Origin of the sequence: Actinomadura pelletieri DSM 43383 (genome assembly GCF_003634705.1) — a bacterium.
GTDB classification, from domain to species: Bacteria; Actinomycetota; Actinomycetes; order Streptosporangiales; family Streptosporangiaceae; genus Spirillospora; species Spirillospora pelletieri.
The window spans coordinates 1-15771 of the sequence record NZ_RBWU01000002.1 but is presented as its reverse complement, the minus strand read 5'-3'; the positions used below and the strand labels follow the sequence as shown (position 1 = coordinate 15771).

Annotated in this window: 17 protein-coding genes and 2 tRNA genes; 4 read left to right on the top strand and 15 right to left on the bottom strand. The window is 69.5% G+C overall.

Annotated elements, in window-relative coordinates; translation table 11 throughout:
- Nucleotides 1-188: 188 nt before the first annotated feature.
- Nucleotides 189-1400: a pyridoxal phosphate-dependent aminotransferase gene (locus BZB76_RS06800; protein WP_121433498.1), complete on the top strand. Its 1212-nt coding sequence runs from the start codon at nucleotides 189-191 to the stop codon at nucleotides 1398-1400.
- A gap of 209 nt (nucleotides 1401-1609) precedes the next feature.
- Here the strand turns inward: BZB76_RS06800 and BZB76_RS06795 are convergent, their stop codons facing one another.
- The 3 genes from BZB76_RS06795 to BZB76_RS06785 all read right to left on the bottom strand — a co-directional run bounded on the left by BZB76_RS06795 (nucleotide 1610) and on the right by BZB76_RS06785 (nucleotide 4116).
- Complete coding sequence (locus BZB76_RS06795; protein WP_121433497.1) at nucleotides 1610-2365, bottom strand: hypothetical protein; 756 nt, start codon at nucleotides 2363-2365, stop codon at nucleotides 1610-1612.
- Between the two features lie 3 nt (nucleotides 2366-2368).
- The gene (locus tag BZB76_RS06790; RefSeq protein ID WP_117398304.1) at nucleotides 2369-2878 is read right to left on the bottom strand and encodes a SigE family RNA polymerase sigma factor; all 510 of its coding nucleotides are present in this window, start codon (nucleotides 2876-2878) and stop codon (nucleotides 2369-2371) included.
- 245 nt (nucleotides 2879-3123) lie between these two features.
- Nucleotides 3124-4116 carry a hypothetical protein gene (locus BZB76_RS06785; RefSeq protein ID WP_121433496.1) on the bottom strand — a complete coding sequence of 331 codons (993 nt, stop codon included), beginning with the start codon at nucleotides 4114-4116 and terminating at the stop codon, nucleotides 3124-3126.
- 223 nt (nucleotides 4117-4339) lie between these two features.
- Between BZB76_RS06785 and BZB76_RS06780 the strand changes: the two genes are divergently transcribed.
- A complete protein-coding gene (locus BZB76_RS06780; protein WP_121433495.1) occupies nucleotides 4340-5410 on the top strand; it encodes an adenosine deaminase in 1071 nt (356 codons plus the stop codon).
- Nucleotides 5411-5789: 379 nt separating this feature from the next.
- Here BZB76_RS06780 and BZB76_RS06775 read toward each other — a convergent pair whose 3' ends face one another.
- From BZB76_RS06775 to BZB76_RS06745, 7 genes are all read right to left on the bottom strand, one after another.
- Nucleotides 5790-6371 (bottom strand): TMEM165/GDT1 family protein, encoded by a 582-nt coding sequence (locus tag BZB76_RS06775; RefSeq protein ID WP_121433494.1) that lies wholly within the window; start codon nucleotides 6369-6371, stop codon nucleotides 5790-5792.
- 261 nt (nucleotides 6372-6632) lie between these two features.
- On the bottom strand, nucleotides 6633-7700 hold the full coding sequence (locus BZB76_RS06770) for a UDP-N-acetylmuramate dehydrogenase (RefSeq protein WP_121433493.1): 1068 nt from the start codon (nucleotides 7698-7700) through the stop codon (nucleotides 6633-6635).
- A gap of 48 nt (nucleotides 7701-7748) precedes the next feature.
- Nucleotides 7749-8174, bottom strand: coding sequence for a MaoC family dehydratase (locus BZB76_RS06765; RefSeq protein ID WP_121433492.1), 426 nt, complete (start codon nucleotides 8172-8174; stop codon nucleotides 7749-7751).
- Between the two features lies 1 nt (nucleotide 8175).
- Entirely contained in the window at nucleotides 8176-8613 is a 438-nt protein-coding gene (locus BZB76_RS06760) for a MaoC family dehydratase N-terminal domain-containing protein (protein WP_121433491.1), read from the bottom strand.
- Between the two features lie 230 nt (nucleotides 8614-8843).
- Nucleotides 8844-9008, bottom strand: coding sequence for a 50S ribosomal protein L33 (gene rpmG, locus BZB76_RS06755; protein WP_026404241.1), 165 nt, complete (start codon nucleotides 9006-9008; stop codon nucleotides 8844-8846).
- A gap of 118 nt (nucleotides 9009-9126) precedes the next feature.
- Nucleotides 9127-9200, bottom strand: a tRNA-Met gene (locus BZB76_RS06750).
- Between the two features lie 267 nt (nucleotides 9201-9467).
- Nucleotides 9468-9540, bottom strand: a tRNA-Thr gene (locus BZB76_RS06745).
- 175 nt (nucleotides 9541-9715) lie between these two features.
- On the opposite strand from BZB76_RS06745, the gene BZB76_RS06740 reads away from it, so the two are divergent.
- Nucleotides 9716-10747 carry a hypothetical protein gene (locus BZB76_RS06740; protein ID WP_121433490.1) on the top strand — a complete coding sequence of 344 codons (1032 nt, stop codon included), beginning with the start codon at nucleotides 9716-9718 and terminating at the stop codon, nucleotides 10745-10747.
- Here the strand turns inward: BZB76_RS06740 and BZB76_RS06735 are convergent.
- Together BZB76_RS06735 and BZB76_RS06730 are read right to left on the bottom strand one after the other, a co-directional pair.
- Nucleotides 10744-11466, bottom strand: a complete 723-nt coding sequence (locus BZB76_RS06735) for a protein phosphatase 2C domain-containing protein (protein ID WP_246006800.1) — start codon at nucleotides 11464-11466, stop codon at nucleotides 10744-10746. The two genes, BZB76_RS06740 and BZB76_RS06735, sit on opposite strands and share 4 nt — an antisense overlap.
- A gap of 63 nt (nucleotides 11467-11529) precedes the next feature.
- Nucleotides 11530-12255, bottom strand: coding sequence for a MerR family transcriptional regulator (locus BZB76_RS06730; RefSeq protein WP_121433488.1), 726 nt, complete (start codon nucleotides 12253-12255; stop codon nucleotides 11530-11532).
- Nucleotides 12256-12384: 129 nt separating this feature from the next.
- On the opposite strand from BZB76_RS06730, the gene BZB76_RS06725 reads away from it, so the two are divergent.
- On the top strand, nucleotides 12385-12918 hold the full coding sequence (locus tag BZB76_RS06725; protein ID WP_121434525.1) for an SMI1/KNR4 family protein: 534 nt from the start codon (nucleotides 12385-12387) through the stop codon (nucleotides 12916-12918).
- Nucleotides 12919-13314: 396 nt separating this feature from the next.
- Here BZB76_RS06725 and BZB76_RS06720 read toward each other — a convergent pair whose 3' ends face one another.
- The 3 genes from BZB76_RS06720 to BZB76_RS06710 form a co-directional block, all read right to left on the bottom strand.
- Nucleotides 13315-13845 (bottom strand): hypothetical protein, encoded by a 531-nt coding sequence (locus BZB76_RS06720; protein WP_211342885.1) that lies wholly within the window; start codon nucleotides 13843-13845, stop codon nucleotides 13315-13317.
- Nucleotides 13846-14060: 215 nt separating this feature from the next.
- Nucleotides 14061-15077 carry a CU044_5270 family protein gene (locus BZB76_RS06715; protein WP_170180614.1) on the bottom strand — a complete coding sequence of 339 codons (1017 nt, stop codon included), beginning with the start codon at nucleotides 15075-15077 and terminating at the stop codon, nucleotides 14061-14063.
- 1 nt (nucleotide 15078) lies between these two features.
- A complete protein-coding gene (locus BZB76_RS06710; protein WP_121433487.1) occupies nucleotides 15079-15681 on the bottom strand; it encodes an RNA polymerase sigma factor in 603 nt (200 codons plus the stop codon).
- Nucleotides 15682-15771: the final 90 nt, after the last annotated feature.

The following is a 15771-nucleotide window of genomic DNA, read 5'->3' as shown; positions in this document are numbered from 1 at the left end:
GATGGTGAGTCCCAGCTTACGACCTCCGCGGGCATCCGTGTGCGCACAGGCTCGTATGGCGGGACCCGCCACTAGGACGGTGAGTCTACGTGTCGAAGGCCCCCGCGTCGAACCAGCCGACCGCACGCCGTCCCACCGGCGCGGAAATATGTCTCGGGCGCGCGGACGGCGTCTGTAACGATAGGGGTATGAGCATCGACCGTCCTCGCATCTCCAAGCGCATCGCCGCGATATCCGAATCCGCAACGCTGGCCGTCGACGCCAAGGCCAAGGCGCTGAAGGCGGCGGGCCGACCGGTCATCGGGTTCGGCGCGGGCGAGCCCGACTTCCCGACCCCGGACTACATCGTCGAGGCGGCGGTGACCGCGTGCAGGGTGCCGCGCTTCCACAAGTACACGCCCGCGGGCGGGCTGCCCGAGCTGCGGGCCGCCATCGCCGAGAAGACCGAGCGCGACTCCGGGTACCGGGTCGAGGCCGCTCAGGTGCTGGTGACGAACGGCGGCAAGCAGGCGGTGTACGAGGCGTTCGCCGCGCTGCTCGACCCGGGCGACGAGGTGATCGTCCCGACGCCGTACTGGACGACCTATCCCGAGTCGATCAAGCTGGCGGGCGGGGTGCCGGTCGATGTCGTCGCCGACGAGACCACCGGTTACAAGGTGGGCGTCGAGCAGTTGGAGGCGGCCCGCACCGACCGGACGAAGGTGCTGCTGTTCGTGTCGCCGTCCAACCCGACCGGTGCCGTGTACTCCCGCGACGAGGTCGAGGCGATCGGCCGGTGGGCGGACGGGCACGGCCTGTGGGTCATCACGGACGAGATCTACGAGCACCTCGTGTACGGCGACGCCGAGTTCCACTCGATGCCCGTGGTGGTGCCGGAACTCGCCGACCGGACGCTCGTCCTGAACGGCGTGGCGAAGACGTACGCGATGACGGGCTGGCGGGTCGGCTGGATGATCGGCCCGGCGGACGTGGTGAAGGCCGCGCAGAACCTCCAGTCGCACGCGACGTCCAACGTTGCGAACGTGTCGCAGGCGGCGGCGCTGGCCGCGGTGACCGGCGACCTGTCGGCGGTGGCGGAGATGCGGACAGCGTTCGACCGGCGCCGTAAGACGATCGTGCGGATGCTGAACGAGATCCAGGGCGTCGTCTGCCCCGAGCCGGAGGGCGCGTTCTACGCCTACCCGTCGGTCAAGGCGCTGCTGGGGCGGGAGATCCGCGGGAAGCGCCCGGAGACGTCGGTGGAGCTGGCGTCACTGATCCTGGAGGAGGCCGAGGTCGCGCTGGTACCGGGCGAGGCGTTCGGCACCCCCGGTTACTTCCGCCTGTCGTACGCGCTCGGCGACGACGACCTCGTCGAGGGCGTCTCGCGGGTCGCGAAGCTGCTCTCCGAAGCGAGCTGAACTCCGCACGATCTCCATACGGATCCACCCGAAACCGGCCCCGGGCTCGCACACAAGCCCGGGGCCGGTTTCGGGTGGAACGAGGACCGCCTCCCGGTCCCGTTCCCCGGAGGTTCCGGCGGGACGTTCCGTCAACGGCCCCTCCCCGCCGCGGAACGTCCCGCCGGAACGGGGTCAGTCGCCGCGCGTGCGCACGGCCGTGTCGACGTTCATGGGCGCACTCCCTCGGCGATGCGCATCAGTTGGCCTTTGACCGATCCGCCCGCGGACACGGTCACGCCGACTCCGGGCCTGGCCAGCCACGAGATCTGGCGTCCGGAGTCGGGACGGTCGATGGTGAAGGCGGGCATGCCGCGCACGGTGGTGCGGCCGGGGATGCCCGCGGACTTCATGAGGTCCCGGGGGTCGGACAACCCTTGGCTCTTCACGAGGACGATCTCCACCCAGCCGACGTCTCCGCGCCATGCGCAGGTCGTCGTCCTGCGTTCGGCGTCGCCCGCCACCGCGCACGGCGAGGCGGCGGCGAGACCGTCCGGGAGGTAGGTGATCCAGCGCGGCAGGTCGTCGAGTGCCGCGCCGGGCCCCGGCCGGTGGGGGCCGCCCTCCGGCCCGCCGGACGGCGGGGGGATTCTCGGTTTCGACGAGGTTCCCGCCCCGGGCCGTTCCTTGTGTGATGGGGGCCGGGAGAGGCCCGGGGCGGGAGGTCGTTCCGGCCGTCGAGACGCCGGGACAGGGTTCGTCGGACGTTCGGTCCCGGTGTTCATGACGGGTGTGGCCCGGAACGACTGGTAGGTGGGCACCAGGACCAGCGCGGCGACCGAGGCCGCGGCCACCGCGGCGGCGGTGTGGATCCGGGCCTTCCTGCGCCGGTGGCGGCGTTTGACGTCGGCGACGAGCGACGGCGACGCGGACGCCTCGGCCACCTGCTCGGCCATGGCCTTCCGCAGTTCACTCTCCAGATCCATCGCTCATCTCCCCAGTGGCGCCAGGTTCGTGTCGAGCCGTTCCCGGAGCCTGGCGAGCCCCCGGGACGCCTGGCTCTTGACCGTTCCGACCGAACAGCCGAGGGCCTGCGCCGTCTCCGCCTCCGAGAGGTCCTCCCAGAAGCGCAGGACCAGGACGGCCCGTTGCCGTGGGCCGAGCCTGCGCAGTTCGTCCATGAGCGTCCCCCTCAGCTCGACGGCGTGGTTCGGTGAGACGGCCGGTGTCTCCGGGGGCCGCGCCATATGGATCTCCCGGAGCACCTTCCAGCGGCGGGACCGGCTGATCACGAGGTTGACGAGGATCCGGCGCACATAGGGTTCCGGATCGCTGTCGGCCTCCAGCCGGCCCCAGTGCCGGTAGGCCTTCTCCAGCGCGGACTGCAGGATGTCCTCGGCGTCCTGCCGGGCCCCGCACAGCAGTGCCGCGGTACGCAGCAGGGCATCGCCGCGTTCCGTCACGAACTCCACGAACGAGCTGTCGTCTCGACGCCCCACTGTGCTCCGTCCCGGCTCTAGAGCGGTTCCGGCGTTCCCCCGAGGGCGAGCGACCCACCGCGCCGAGGGCCGCCCGCCCTGCTTATTTCAGCCCCGGTCACGGCGTTCGCCTGGCGGCTCACGCCGTGTCCGCGCCTGGGCGAACGCGACATCGCTCCGCGATCTGCGTGATGCGGTTCGCCATCGGCGTCGCCGCACCGCGCAGGTCACGCGTTCGCGCGTGGCTGGGGCCAAGTCTCTTTCTGTTACTGGGCCTTGCGGACGGCGGTGGTGACGTCCTTCAGGTCGCCCGCGAGGACGGGGCTGCCGTTGACGAGCAGCGAGTAGCCGTTCGGGTCGAACAGCAGCACGCCGTTGTTGCCCGGGGCCATCCAGGCGGTAGAACCGTGCACGGTGACGGGGGTGCCGCCCTGGGGCAGGTTCAGCGCGCGCCGCAGCTGATTCTCCGTCATCCCGACCGGCGTCTTCAGCGTTTCGACGGTGATCCACCGACCGGCGGGGCCGGTCCACTTCTGTGTGACGGCGCAGATGTTGTACCTGCGGAGGTCGGCGGTGCCCGGGACGGTCGAGGTGAGGCGCAGGCCCTTCGCCAGCATGACGGCCTTCTCGACCGGGCCGCCGGCCTTCACCGCGGGCGGCAGCTTGGCGCAGTCGAGCTTGGGAACGGCGGGCAGGCCGGGCTTTCCGGGCACACCGGGGACACCCGGGACATCGATGGACGGCCTGGGCGCGGGCGCCTTCTTCTGGAGGTCGCCGGTGGACGGCGCGCAGGTGGGCAGGTCGGCCGGGAGCGTCCTGCCGTTCGGGACCTTGGCGCCGGGCACGTCGGTCTTCGGCAGGCCCGGCGAGGCCAGATCACCCTTCGGGAGGTCGGTCTTCGGGAGGTCGGTCTTGGGCAGTTCGCCCTGCGGGAGGGTTCCGGTCGGGACGTCGGGCTTCGGCAGGGTGGTGGGCGGAAGGTCCTTCGTGACCGGGTTCTGCTTGAGGTGCTTCTCGACCTCCTTCCTGGCGGCGCCGTCCGGGAGGTTGGTCTTGGGCAGGCCGGGCTTGACCGGCAGGCACGTCGGAGCGCCGTTGGGGACGGTGTCCTGCACCTTCCGCTCCGCCGCGGGTGCCTCGGCGTGGGACTGAGGGGCCGCCGTGCCGGTGGAGCCGGTCATCGCCCACGTCGCACCGCCGCCCACGGCGACGGTGCCAACGGCGGACGCCGCGATCAGGGCGGCCTTCAGCGTGATCATCGTGATATCCCTTCTGCCCGCCTGCTGCGCAGCGGGACGGCATGTTCTCTCTCTGGCGCCCCTCGTATACGCACGGTGGCCGGTCGGGGTTGCACGGGTTCCCGAGATTTTTTGTGATGCCCATGCGCGGGCATGGCCGTGGCGTGTCATTCGAGGTAGTCCGGTGTGGTGATCCCGGTGGGCCGGGGGTTCGGCGGAGGCGATGATCCGGCAACATTGGCTCATGGAGGCCAGTACCGTTTCAGCTCACCCGGGGAGCGCCCGCGTCGCGTGCGGCTCCTCCCGTCGGGACGTGGCCCTGCTCCCGAAGGCGCATCTTCATCTGCACTTCACCGGCTCGATGCGGCACTCCACGCTGGTGGAGCTGGCCGGGCTGCACGGTGTGCATCTGCCGGACGCGCTCGTCGAGGACTGGCCGCCCCGGTTGCACGCGACGGACGAACGCGGATGGTTCCGGTTCCAGCGCCTGTACGACATCGCGCGTTCGGTGCTGCGGACACCGGACGATCTGCGCCGGTTGCTGCGCGAGACCGCCGAGGACGAGGCGGCCGAGGGGTCGGGCTGGCTGGAGATCCAGGTGGACCCGAGTGGTTACGCGGCGATGTTCGGTGGTCTGACCCCGACCGTCGAGCTGATCCTGGACGCGGCGCGGGAGGCGTCGCGGGCGTCCGGCGTCGGTATCGGCGTCGTGATCGCGGCGAACCGGACGCGCCATCCCCTGGACGCCAAGACGCTCGCGCGGCTCGCCGTCCGGTACACGGATCGGGGCGTCGTCGGGTTCGGGCTGTCCAATGACGAGCGGCGGGGCCGCGCGTACGACTTCGAGGGCGCGTTCCGGATCGCCAGGCGCGGTGGTCTGCTGTCGGTGCCGCACGGTGGTGAGCTGCTCGGCCCGGCGAGCGTCCGGGAGTGCCTGGAGACGCTGGGGGCCGACCGGATCGGCCACGGGGTGCGCGCGGCGGCCGATCCGCTGCTGGTGGAGGCGCTGGTCCGGCGGGACGTGGCGTTGGAGGTCTGCCCGGCGTCGAACGTGAGTCTCGGGGTGGCGTCGACGGCGTCGGAGGTCCCGGTGCGGCGGCTGTACGAGGCGGGCGCCACCATCGCGTTGGGCGCGGACGATCCGCTGCTGTTCGGTTCCCGATTGGCCCGCCAGTACGAACTCGTCCGCAGCGAGCAGGGTTTCTCCGACGCGGAGCTCGCGGAGCTGGCCCGCCAGTCGATCAGGGCGTCGGCCGCGCCCGGCGACGTCCGCGCGCGGCTTCTGGCCGGTGTCGACGGCTGGCTCAACACCTGACCCGTGGACCAGGTCACCCCCGTGAAGCCCTCGACGAGCAGCAGAACACCGAAACCGCGAACCCGACGGCACCGCCGTCCTCGATGAGCGGAGCCGACCCACCAATCGACCAACGCTTCGGCAGCACCCAGCGACGTCCGGGCACGGCTCATGGCCGGTGCCGACGGCCAGCTCATCGGCTGGCCGCCAGGCCAGGTCACCCCCGTGAAGCCCTCGACGAGCAGCAGAACACCGAAACCGCGAACCCGACGGCACCGCCGTCCTCGATGAGCGGAGCCGACCCACCAATCGACCAATGCTTCGGCAGCACCCAGCGACGTCCGGGCACGGCTCATGGCCAGTGTCGACGGCCGGCTCGACGGCTGACCGCCAGGTCAGGTCACCCCGTGAAGCCTTCGACGAGGAGCAGGACGCCGAAGGCCGCGAACCCGGCGGCCGCGCCGTACTTGATGATCCGCTCGGGGAGGTTCCTGCCGAGGAGGTGACCGACCCCGATGGCGAGCGCGTCGGCGGCGACCATGCCGAGGGTCGATCCGGCCCACACCCCGGTCAACGCGATGAGCCCGCCCTGGTCGGCGGCGAGGGTGACGGTGGCGAGCATCGTCTTGTCGCCCAGTTCGGCGAGGAAGAACGCGCCGCCGACGGCCAGGATCGCCGAGCCCGTGGCGCGGCGGGCCTTGGCGCGTTCGTCGTCGTCGAGTTCGTCGCCGCGCAGCGTCCACGCCGCGAACCCGAGGAACGCGAGCCCGGCGGCGATGGTGATCGGGCCGGTGGGGAGCGCCGCGCCGAGCGCCGCGCCGACGGCGACGCTCGCCAGATGGACGATCGCGGTCGCCGCCGTGATGCCGACCAGCACCGGAAGCGCCCGGAATCGGGTGGCGAAGGTCATGGCCATGAGCTGGCTCTTGTCGCCCAGTTCGGCGACGAAGATCACGGCCAGGCTGATGAGGAAGGCGGACACCGGTTCCCTCTCGCTCGGACTGCCGAGCCGGAGGGCGGGAGCTTTTCGGGCGCTGCGACCTCGGCCCGGCAATGACTGCCAGGCCGAAGGTCTCGTCCGCCCGGATGCGATGTTCGGGCCCGCGTGACCGGGCGCCGTCGGCGGCGCCAGTATGTCGACCACGCGATTGGGACTACTCCCCCTCGACGTTTCGACAGTATCAAGCCGGAGCGGCGGGTCGGACGTTCGGAACGTCACACCGACCAGCAGCAGAGGGAACGGTCAGAGGGTCACGCCGACGAGGACGGGTTCGTTGACGAGTTCGACGCCGAACGCGTCGTGGACGCCGCCGCGGACCTGGCGGGCGAGGGCGAGAAGGTCGGCGGTGCTGGCGTCGCCCGGGTTGGTGAGGGCGAGGGTGTGCTTGGTGGAGATGCGCGCCCGTCCGAGGGTGTGGCCCTTGGTGAAACCGGCGCGGTCGATGAGCCAGGCGGCGGACGTCTTCACGCGTCCGTCGGTCTCGGGGTAGCGGGGGAACGTCACGTCCGGTCCGAGGCGTTCGACGACGCGGCGTTCCAGGTCGGTGACCTGGTCGGGGTCGAGGATCGGGTTGGTGAAGAACGATCCGGCGCTGCGGGTGTCGGGGTCGGCGGCGTCCAGGACCATGCCCTTGCCGCGCCGCAGTTCGAGGACGGCGTCGCGGGCCTCCTTCAGCGTGACCCGGTCGCCCGGCCGGACGCCGAGTTTCCTCGCGAGTTCGGCGTAGGCGATCGGCTGGGATTCCTCGGCCTCGTGCAGCGCGTACGTGACGTCGAGGATGACGTACCGGTCGTCGCCCTTGAAGGCGCTGTGCCGGTAGGTGAAGCGGCAGGCGTCGCGGTCGAGGGTGACATGGGCGCGGGTCCGCCGGTCGTAGGCGCGGACCTCGACGATCGTCTCGCTGACGTCCTGGCCGTAGGCGCCGACGTTCTGGATCGGGGTCGCGCCGACGCGTCCGGGGATGCCGGACAGGCATTCGACCCCGGCGAGGCCGTCGGCGACGCAGCGGGCGACGAACGCGTCCCAGTCCTCGCCCGCCTGGACGCGGACGAGGACCCGGTCACCGTCGGCGGTGACGCGTTCGGCGCCGCGGGTGCCGACGTGCACGACGGTGCCGGGGAAACCGTGGTCGGACACCACGAGGTTGCTGCCGCCGCCGAGCACGAGCAACGGTTCGTCGGCCGCGTCGGCGTCACGGACCGCGGCGACGAGTTCGGCCTCGGTCGTCGCCTCGACGAAGCGCCGCGCGGGACCGCCCAGCCGCAGCGTGGTGAAACCGGCCAGGTTCACCTCTTCAGCGAACACCGCCACGTCGTCCTTCCCCTCCCCTACGTGCGTTCGCGTCGCCGTTCCCGCCGGTCAGGCGAGTTTGACGACGGCCTTCGCGCGGGTGAGGACCTTCTGGCCCTCCGACCTGGCGGTCAGCGCCACGACGACCTTGTTGTCGTCGAGCTTCTTCTCCACCTTGCCGCTGATCTCCAGGGTCGCGCCGCCGTCGTCCGGGACGACGACCGGCGAGGAGAACCGTACCCCGTAGTCGACCACGGCCCCGGGGTCGCCGACCCAGTCGGTGACGAACCGGCCGCCCTGCGCCATCGTGTACATACCGTGCGCGATCACGTCCGGGAGCCCGACGGCCTTCGCGGCGGACTCGCGCCAGTGGATCGGGTTGAAGTCGCCGGACGCGCCCGCGTACCGGACGAGGTCGGCGCGGTCGACGGCGAACGTCCGCGCGGGGATCTCGGTGCCGACCTCGACGTCGGCGTACTTCACGTTGGCGGTCATCTCAGGCCCCCCGCTCCACGATCACGTTGTAGGTCTTGCAGACCGGCTCGCCCTCGACGGTGCTGATGTCGGTCTCGACGGACAGTTTCTCGTTGCCCGCGAGCGTCTTGATCTCGGTGATGGTGGTGACGCAGGTGATGACGTCCCCGGCGCGGAGGGGTCGGGTGTACTCGAACCGCTGCTCGCCGTGGACGACCATCGCGAAGTTCAGGCCGAGGCCCGGGTCGGTGAGGGCGGGGCTGAGGAGGGACACCACGATCGGGAAGGTCGGCGGCGCGATCACATCGGGATGTCCGGCGGCCTTGGCCGCCTCCTGGTCGCGGTAGATCGGGTTGTCGTCGCCGATCGCGTCCGCGAACTCGCGGATCTTCACCCGGCTGACCTCGTACGGCTCGCTGGCCGGGAAGGTCCGTCCGACGTAGTCACGGTTGAGTGCCATGCAATCCCGTCCCTCCGGGTGGATCGTGGTGGGGTGCATCCGCCCTGCGACGGACGCTAACAGGACGACGTACAGCCCGCCCTCGGACTCACCGGCGAGGACGGGCTGATCAAGTCGGGGCAAGCGTGCGAAGAAGCGGCCATGCCGCGAACCTCCACGGCCCGGGTTCCCGGGTGCGGACGGTGGTTCCGGCCCGTCACAGGGGCGGGACCTCGCCGTCCGGCCGTCGGCTAGCGGGTCTCCCGGTGCGGGCGGTGCGTACGGCAGTTGGGGCAGTACTTCTTGATCTCAAGGCGGTCCGGGTCGTTGCGCCGGTTCTTCCGCGTGATGTAGTTGCGGTGCTTGCACTCCTGGCAGGCCAGCGTGATCTTCGGCCGGACGTCGGTGGCAGCCACGATGGAGTGCCTTTCTGGGCTAGGGACAAAGGACTTTCGGACGTCGTCCACCCGGATGGGCGGGCGGCGAATCGACCCAGGCCTGCCCACCTCCGGAGGAGGTGAGAGACTTGGGTAGTAGCGAGGGCCGGACTTGAACCGGCGACACAGCGATTATGAGCCGCTTGCTCTGCCTGACTGAGCTACCCCGCCGCGATGGTCGGTGTGGACCGGATTGCAAGGATACCGGATGTCCACCGAACCCTGGAAACACGAAAACCCCGGATCATGATCGGGAAATCGGCTTCGCGGGCTCCGAACCGCCCCTCAGGTTACCGGCTGCGCCGATGACCTGCGAAACGTCCCACTGGAACCGGTGGGACGGTACCACAGGGCCTGGTATGGAGCGAAATCGGGCCGCTCGGGCTCCGGGGACGACGAAGGCCGCCGTCCCGTACGGATGGCGGCCGTGATGTCGTGAGCCCCTTTACGGAATCGAACCGTAGACCTTCTCCTTACCATGGAGACGCTCTGCCGACTGAGCTAAAGGGGCCTGCGTCGTTCGCGCAGTGAAACCATACACGCCCGGAGCAGATGGCGCGAACTCGTTAAGCCTCACCGAAGGTTGCGGTCGTCATCGCTGGTCAGCTCCGAAGGTTGCGGGCAATGCGGGCGGGATGGCCGATGCGGGGTCCACCTTTCGGTCCGCTGTGCCAAGGTGATCATCCATGGCGCTCCTACACCTCGTCGACCAGATCGTCTGGGCCGCCGTCACCGAGGACAGGTCCTTCGGCGACCTCCTGCCGCAGCTCATGGAGGCGTCCAAGACGGCGCCGCCCGCCGAGATGAACGACGCGATGCCGCGCATGGCGGAGGGCATCGCCGAGGCGCCCGCCAACCTCGGCGGCTGGCTCGCCATCATCGCCGGCGCCTGGATCGAGTCCGGGGCCGAGCCCGTCATCGCGGGCCTCGCCGTCGTCCAGCGGATCACCGATGTGATCTCCGGGGCGTTGACGTTCGCCAACGCCTGGGAGGAGGTCGCGGGCGGGAAGCCGCTCCCCGACATGCACGAGGAGCAGCCGTCCCAGCACATCTTCGACACCCTGACGCCGAAGCTCGCAGAACGCGCGGCCGGCGCGATGCTGGCGTGGTTCGCGCTGCCCCAGTTCACGATGGCGGGCTGCACCGTCCTGCAGATGGCGCCGTCCATCCGCGCCGGGCTCCCCGACCGGGACTTCCGCGCCCTCGCCGCCGGTGAGGCCGCCGAGTACCTGCCGCAGATGGACCATTTCCACGCGTTGCTGCGCGTCCTGGACGACGAGCGGCTCCTCGTCCTCGACCGGGAGAGCCGTAAGGGCTGGACGGTCACCATCGCCGGCATCGGCGACAACTTCCAGCTCCACGTCCTCCTCGCGGGCGCCCTCATCGACCGACCGGGCGGCCTCTCCGGGGACCGTCCGGCCCCCGAGATCATCGCCTGTTTCCTGGACGCCGACGTCCCGTCCGGGCCGCCCGTCATCTCCAGCCCGTGGAACCTCGTGGACGCGCACGGCGAGTGGATCTGGAACGAGGGGGTGCCCGCCGACATCCCGGTCGTCAACGCGACCCGTGTCATCGTCATCGATCCGCCGTCCTACGAGAGGACGTTCCCCGCCGGACGACGCTTCCCGCTGATGCCCGCCACCCTCCAGGTCAACGCCGACCATTCGCCCGAGGACCTCACCGGCTGGTGGCAGCACATCGCCCCCGCCAAACACTAGAAACGAACGAGGACCGCCGTAGCGTCGTCGTACCGCTTCCCCCGACCCCCTTCAACCGAGGCCTCGGCTTCTCTCGTCCTCCTGACGAGTTCGCGCGGCCCCTCCTCATCGAGAAGCCGGAGCAGTTCCTTCCACTCCAACAGCCCGAACCGCTCCACCAGCCTGGACGCGCCGTCGCTCAACACCGCCGCCCGCCTCAGCCCCGCGACCGGCACCTCCCCGGTCAGCCCCTCGTACGCGGCCTCCGGTCTCGTGCTCGCGACCCAAAACCCGCCCGGACTGTTACGCGACCTCCGCACGCCTTCGAGTGTGTAACTGGGCAAATGATCGACGCGGTCGTCCCGGAACACCCGGACCTCACCGGCATCGATCACGATCGGCGAGTCGGCCAGGACGTACCACTCCACCACCTCACCTCGGCGCCGCAGCAGCGACACCGTCGCCGACGGGCTGTCCGGGTTCTGTAGATCGCATGTCCCCGTGTGCGCCTCCCCCGTCTCCTTGATCGCCTCGGCCACCAGGTCGGGCAGCGGCCTACCGTCCGCCAGGGCCAGCAGCCCGGCCATCCGCCCACCGAGCCTGCGCACCAGCCACACCGGATCGTGCCGACACCCGCTCTCCACACCCGCCGGTGCGGTCGCCCCGTCCAGCAGCACGACCCACCCGGCGCCCGCCGCGACGAAATCCTCGTTCTTCCGTCCCGGCGTCGCCTCACTCACATAACTCACCTGCACCCAAGCAGGTCTACACCGAGGCGCGCCCAACCGGAAAGGAGCGGACGTTCAGCCCGCCCGCCCCTTCAGAATGCCGATCATCTGTCGGAGCACTTCGGCCTGAGCCGGGGGCATCTCGTCCAGCCACCGGTGATCCAGATCGTGCCCGACCGCCAGCGCCGCCATGTCCTCCGGCACCTCGTCAGCAAGGTCGCGGGCGATCTCGCCGATTCGCGGGTCGTTCGTCGGCGCGTCCGCTATCTCGTCCATACGCGCGTAGATCTGGGCGATGCGCTCCCGTGCCTCACCGAAAGGCCGCATCATCTTTACGAACTGCTCCCGCTCACCCTCCCCGACCTTCGTGTCGACCAAGGCCAACAGATCCCGATCGAACTCCCCGAACCGCGACCCGCGCGGCAACCCCCGCAGCACCTCCGCCATTTCAGGTGACACGGCCGAGTCGGGGGTGAGGTCAGCCTCGTTCAGCAACCGGGCCAGCCGTTCCCGTCGCGCCCTGATCGCCTTCTCCTCCGCGGCGAGATCGGCGTCCAACGCGACCAGCACCTCACGCAGTTCCCGCCCTCGATCACTGGCGAGAACATCGCGTACCTCGTCCAGCGCCAGCCCCAACCCCACCAGCCTCCGCACCCGCGCGAGCAGAACGGCGTCCCGCAACCGATAATCCCGATACCCATTACCGAGCCGCTCCGGCTCAGGCATCAGCCCCAACTGGTGGTAATGCCGCACGGTCCGAGTCGAGACCCCGACCAACGCGGCCAATTCACCGATCCGCATACCCACACCATGACACGGCGTGAAGGTCAAGCCCCGCCCCTAGCGGCCCCACTCTCATGCGGCAACCCTCGCACGCCCGCCTACCGATGCGCCGCATCCATGTCGTAGACGACTGCCATCATGAGCCGCATGACAGACGAGGACGAGCTACTGCGTCAGGTCAGGGCCCACGCGATGGAGGAATCCGACGACACGCTCTCCCCCGCCACCCGCGAAGAGATCGAGGAAGCCGAAACCCTGCTCGGCTTCTCCCTGCCTCCTCTACTGGCACGGCTCTACCAGGAAGTCGGCAACGGCGGATTCGGGCCCGACTCCCAACTCCTACCCCTGATCGCCGCAGAAGGCCCGACCGCTGTCAGCACCTACCACGCTGAACAGAAACCCCACCGGTGGCCATCGGGCGTCCTCCCTATCCTCGACTGGGGCTGCGCCATGTACGCGGCCGTCGACTGCACCGACCCCCAAGCGCCCGTCCTGCTCTTCGAACCCAACGTCGTGGCCGGAGGCAACTGGAGCGACGCGTGGTTCCAGGACGCCGACACCCTCTCCGACTGGCTGCGCACCTGGCTTTCCGGAGAAGCCTGGTACATGGAGGAGGCCATGACAGACGAAGACTACTCAGACCCCCGACCATGGCCCCAAGCCAAACAACGCCTGACCTAGACCGCCCGACATCAAGCACGTCGAGCACATTCGATGGGAATTCGACCGTTCCATGGTGAACGCAGGGTGGCGTTCTCAGCCATCATGCACAAGCCGCTTCGACCAGAGAAAACAGCGAAATGGACAGCGGCGGGCACGCGGCGAGCCCCGTCCCATACTCGTCACGTTGCTGCGCCACCCCCTCAAGGGGTTCAACGCTCCGGCCGACGGTCGTCTGTTCGTCGCGAGCGGGATCGAAGAGCAGGGCACAACATGACCGTCCTGCCGCGGGCCTCCCCAGCGCATGGCATGCAGGGCGATGGCGCCGAGCGCCGATTGGCGAGGCGACCAAACCCCCGAACACATGCCGCACCCGGCTTCGCCGGCGTCCACCACGCGAACCGGGATTGTCCGCGCTCAGGAGTGGGGATTCTGTCCGCCGCTCGCCTCGATGAGCCAGTACAACGAACCCGTCCCGAACGGCCACCCGGTGGTGGCGACGTCGATCCAGCCCGTTTCAGAAGTGTCGATCCCCGCGTCCCACCACCACCAACTTCGATCGTCTCCCCCACCGTCGGTCGTGGGATCGAAGTAGTACAACCAATCCGACAGCATCCAGGGCCCCTCACTGGCCGCCCGTTTCTCCTCCGGCGTGAGCGCGCTCCACCACGCCGTCCCCCTCGCGATTTCCTCGGGTGCATCAAGGCGTGCTGTCTCAACCGGTTCGGGTGCGCAACGTCCGATGAACTCGGCAGGAAGCAGGTCGATCCACACGCCGTCGTCTTCTGGCCACGACTCGACCCGCCCCAACACGGCCGCGAGCGTCTTCCGCGCCACCGCCAAGACCGCCTCCGGGTCTTCAGCCTCGAAGACAACACGCACCAGAAACGCACGTTCCTCAGCCGACGGCCCCGACCAGATCCGCCGCAGTTCCCCCTCGTCCACCACACGCCCAAGTCTCGATGACAACTCCACCAAACCGCAGCTCGTTAAAATCGGAACCCTTCGAGACCTATCCCGGGGCTCGCCGTCAAGGTGGCCAACAGCCCTTAACCAGGCAGGGCCCGGTCAAGGGCTGTTCTATGCGAGGCGGCGGTTGCCAACAGGTTCACAACCTCAACGCCCTACCTGCGTGACCTGCCAGATCTCGCGATGAAGGACTGTCAGCGCCGAGGCGCCGGAGCGTTGTCGGCGACACTCACCTTCAACAGCGCCGAAGCCGTCAGCACGCTCCCCACGGGCGTCTTGAGCGGGCCGGAGTCCACGACGACGGTCCGCTCGCCCAGGTACTGGTAGGTCCGGGGATCAAAGATGTACTCCTCCCGGACGCCCATCGCCTTGATGGTCATTGCCGCCGCGATCCCCTTGCGACCGGCCGCGTCCTCGGCCTGCGGCACGGTGGTAACACCGGGGATCGCCGCCGCCGCCCGGTACAGCGCCGCACGTTGCGCCGCGGGCATGTAGGCCTCGTTCAACATGCCCATGACCCGCTGCCAGGCGTCCCGATTGGCCTGCTCGTCATTGCCGAGCCCTCTGAAGAGGTGCTGGTACATCTTGGCCGGATCGGTGGGAAGCCGGCTCAGGCTGGCGTAGTCGGTATGCGCCCACTGCGGCCTCTGGTCGAAGTCGGCCAGCCGCTCGGGTTCACCGGTGACGCCGACGCCCTCCCGGGCCTGCGGGGGCAGCGGCCATCCCGGCCACTGGCGGGGCGCCAGCTTCTCGTAGACGATCACTCCCTGCACCGACGTTCCCTCGACCGGCAGCCAGACCTTGCGCCGGGACCGGGACAGATACCGCTCCTGGCTGTCCTTGTGAATAGCCTCGACGGTGCTCATGGCCACCGATTCGAACACCATGAACTGCCCCGGACGAGGGTGCAACTCGGGTCGCCTCGCAGCGTTGTCGGCGGCACGCTTGAGCACCTCGACCGAACTCGCGGGCATCACATGGACAACAGAACCTTTCGGCTGATCGCCGTCCACGAAGATGCCACCACCGGCCAGTGCCACCGCTGTGCCAGCCGCCGCGAGCAGCGGGACGACGACCCGTCGGGGCAGCGAGAATCCACGCCGGACGGGCCGCGAGTCGGCGATGGCCGCCATCAGCCGGGCCTCCTCAACCCGCAGCTCGTCCGCCTCAGGCTGCGGAACTTCCGCGCGCAGCCGCTCCACCATGATCATCTCATCCACGAACAGACTCCTCGACAATCGGTGACATGGGGTTGAGGTCGCCGAGCTCCTTGCGCAGCTTGGCCCGAACGCGGTTGATCCGAGACCGCACGGTCCCGATTCGCACGCCCAGTGCCTGTGCGGTCTCCTGATAGGTCAGCCCACCCCAGGCGACCAGCAGCAACGTGTCCCGGTGGCTTGCGGGCAGCTTCGCCAGCGCGGCCGCCAGACTGCGGCGAGCGGCGACCGCACTGACCCGCTCGTCACTGCGATCGGTGAACGGAACGGTCAACGGGTCGGTGCCGGTCTGGGCAAGGGCCCGCAACCACCGGACCTCGGTCCGAACGTGCCGTCGGATCAGCTTGGTGGCGATCCCGTACAGCCAGGGCCGCGCGTCCGGTCTGGCCGTGTCATACCGCTCGCGCTGCCGGAACGCGACCAGGAAGGTCTCGGCGACCACGTCCTCGGCCGCGTCGGCACCCAGCCGACGAATCACATAACGCTTGATTTCGGCGGCATGCCGCCGAAACACCTCGGCGAACGCCTCTGGATCGCGCCGAGACCGCTCGATGAAGGAAGCATCGGCCTCCTCCTTGGTCCGGCTGGTTTCGCTCATACTCTGGCCTCTCGGCTCTCGATGGGGACAACTCTTATTGCCCACCCAAAAGCCACCGGTTCCCCCCCCCCCCCCCCCCCCCCCACCCCC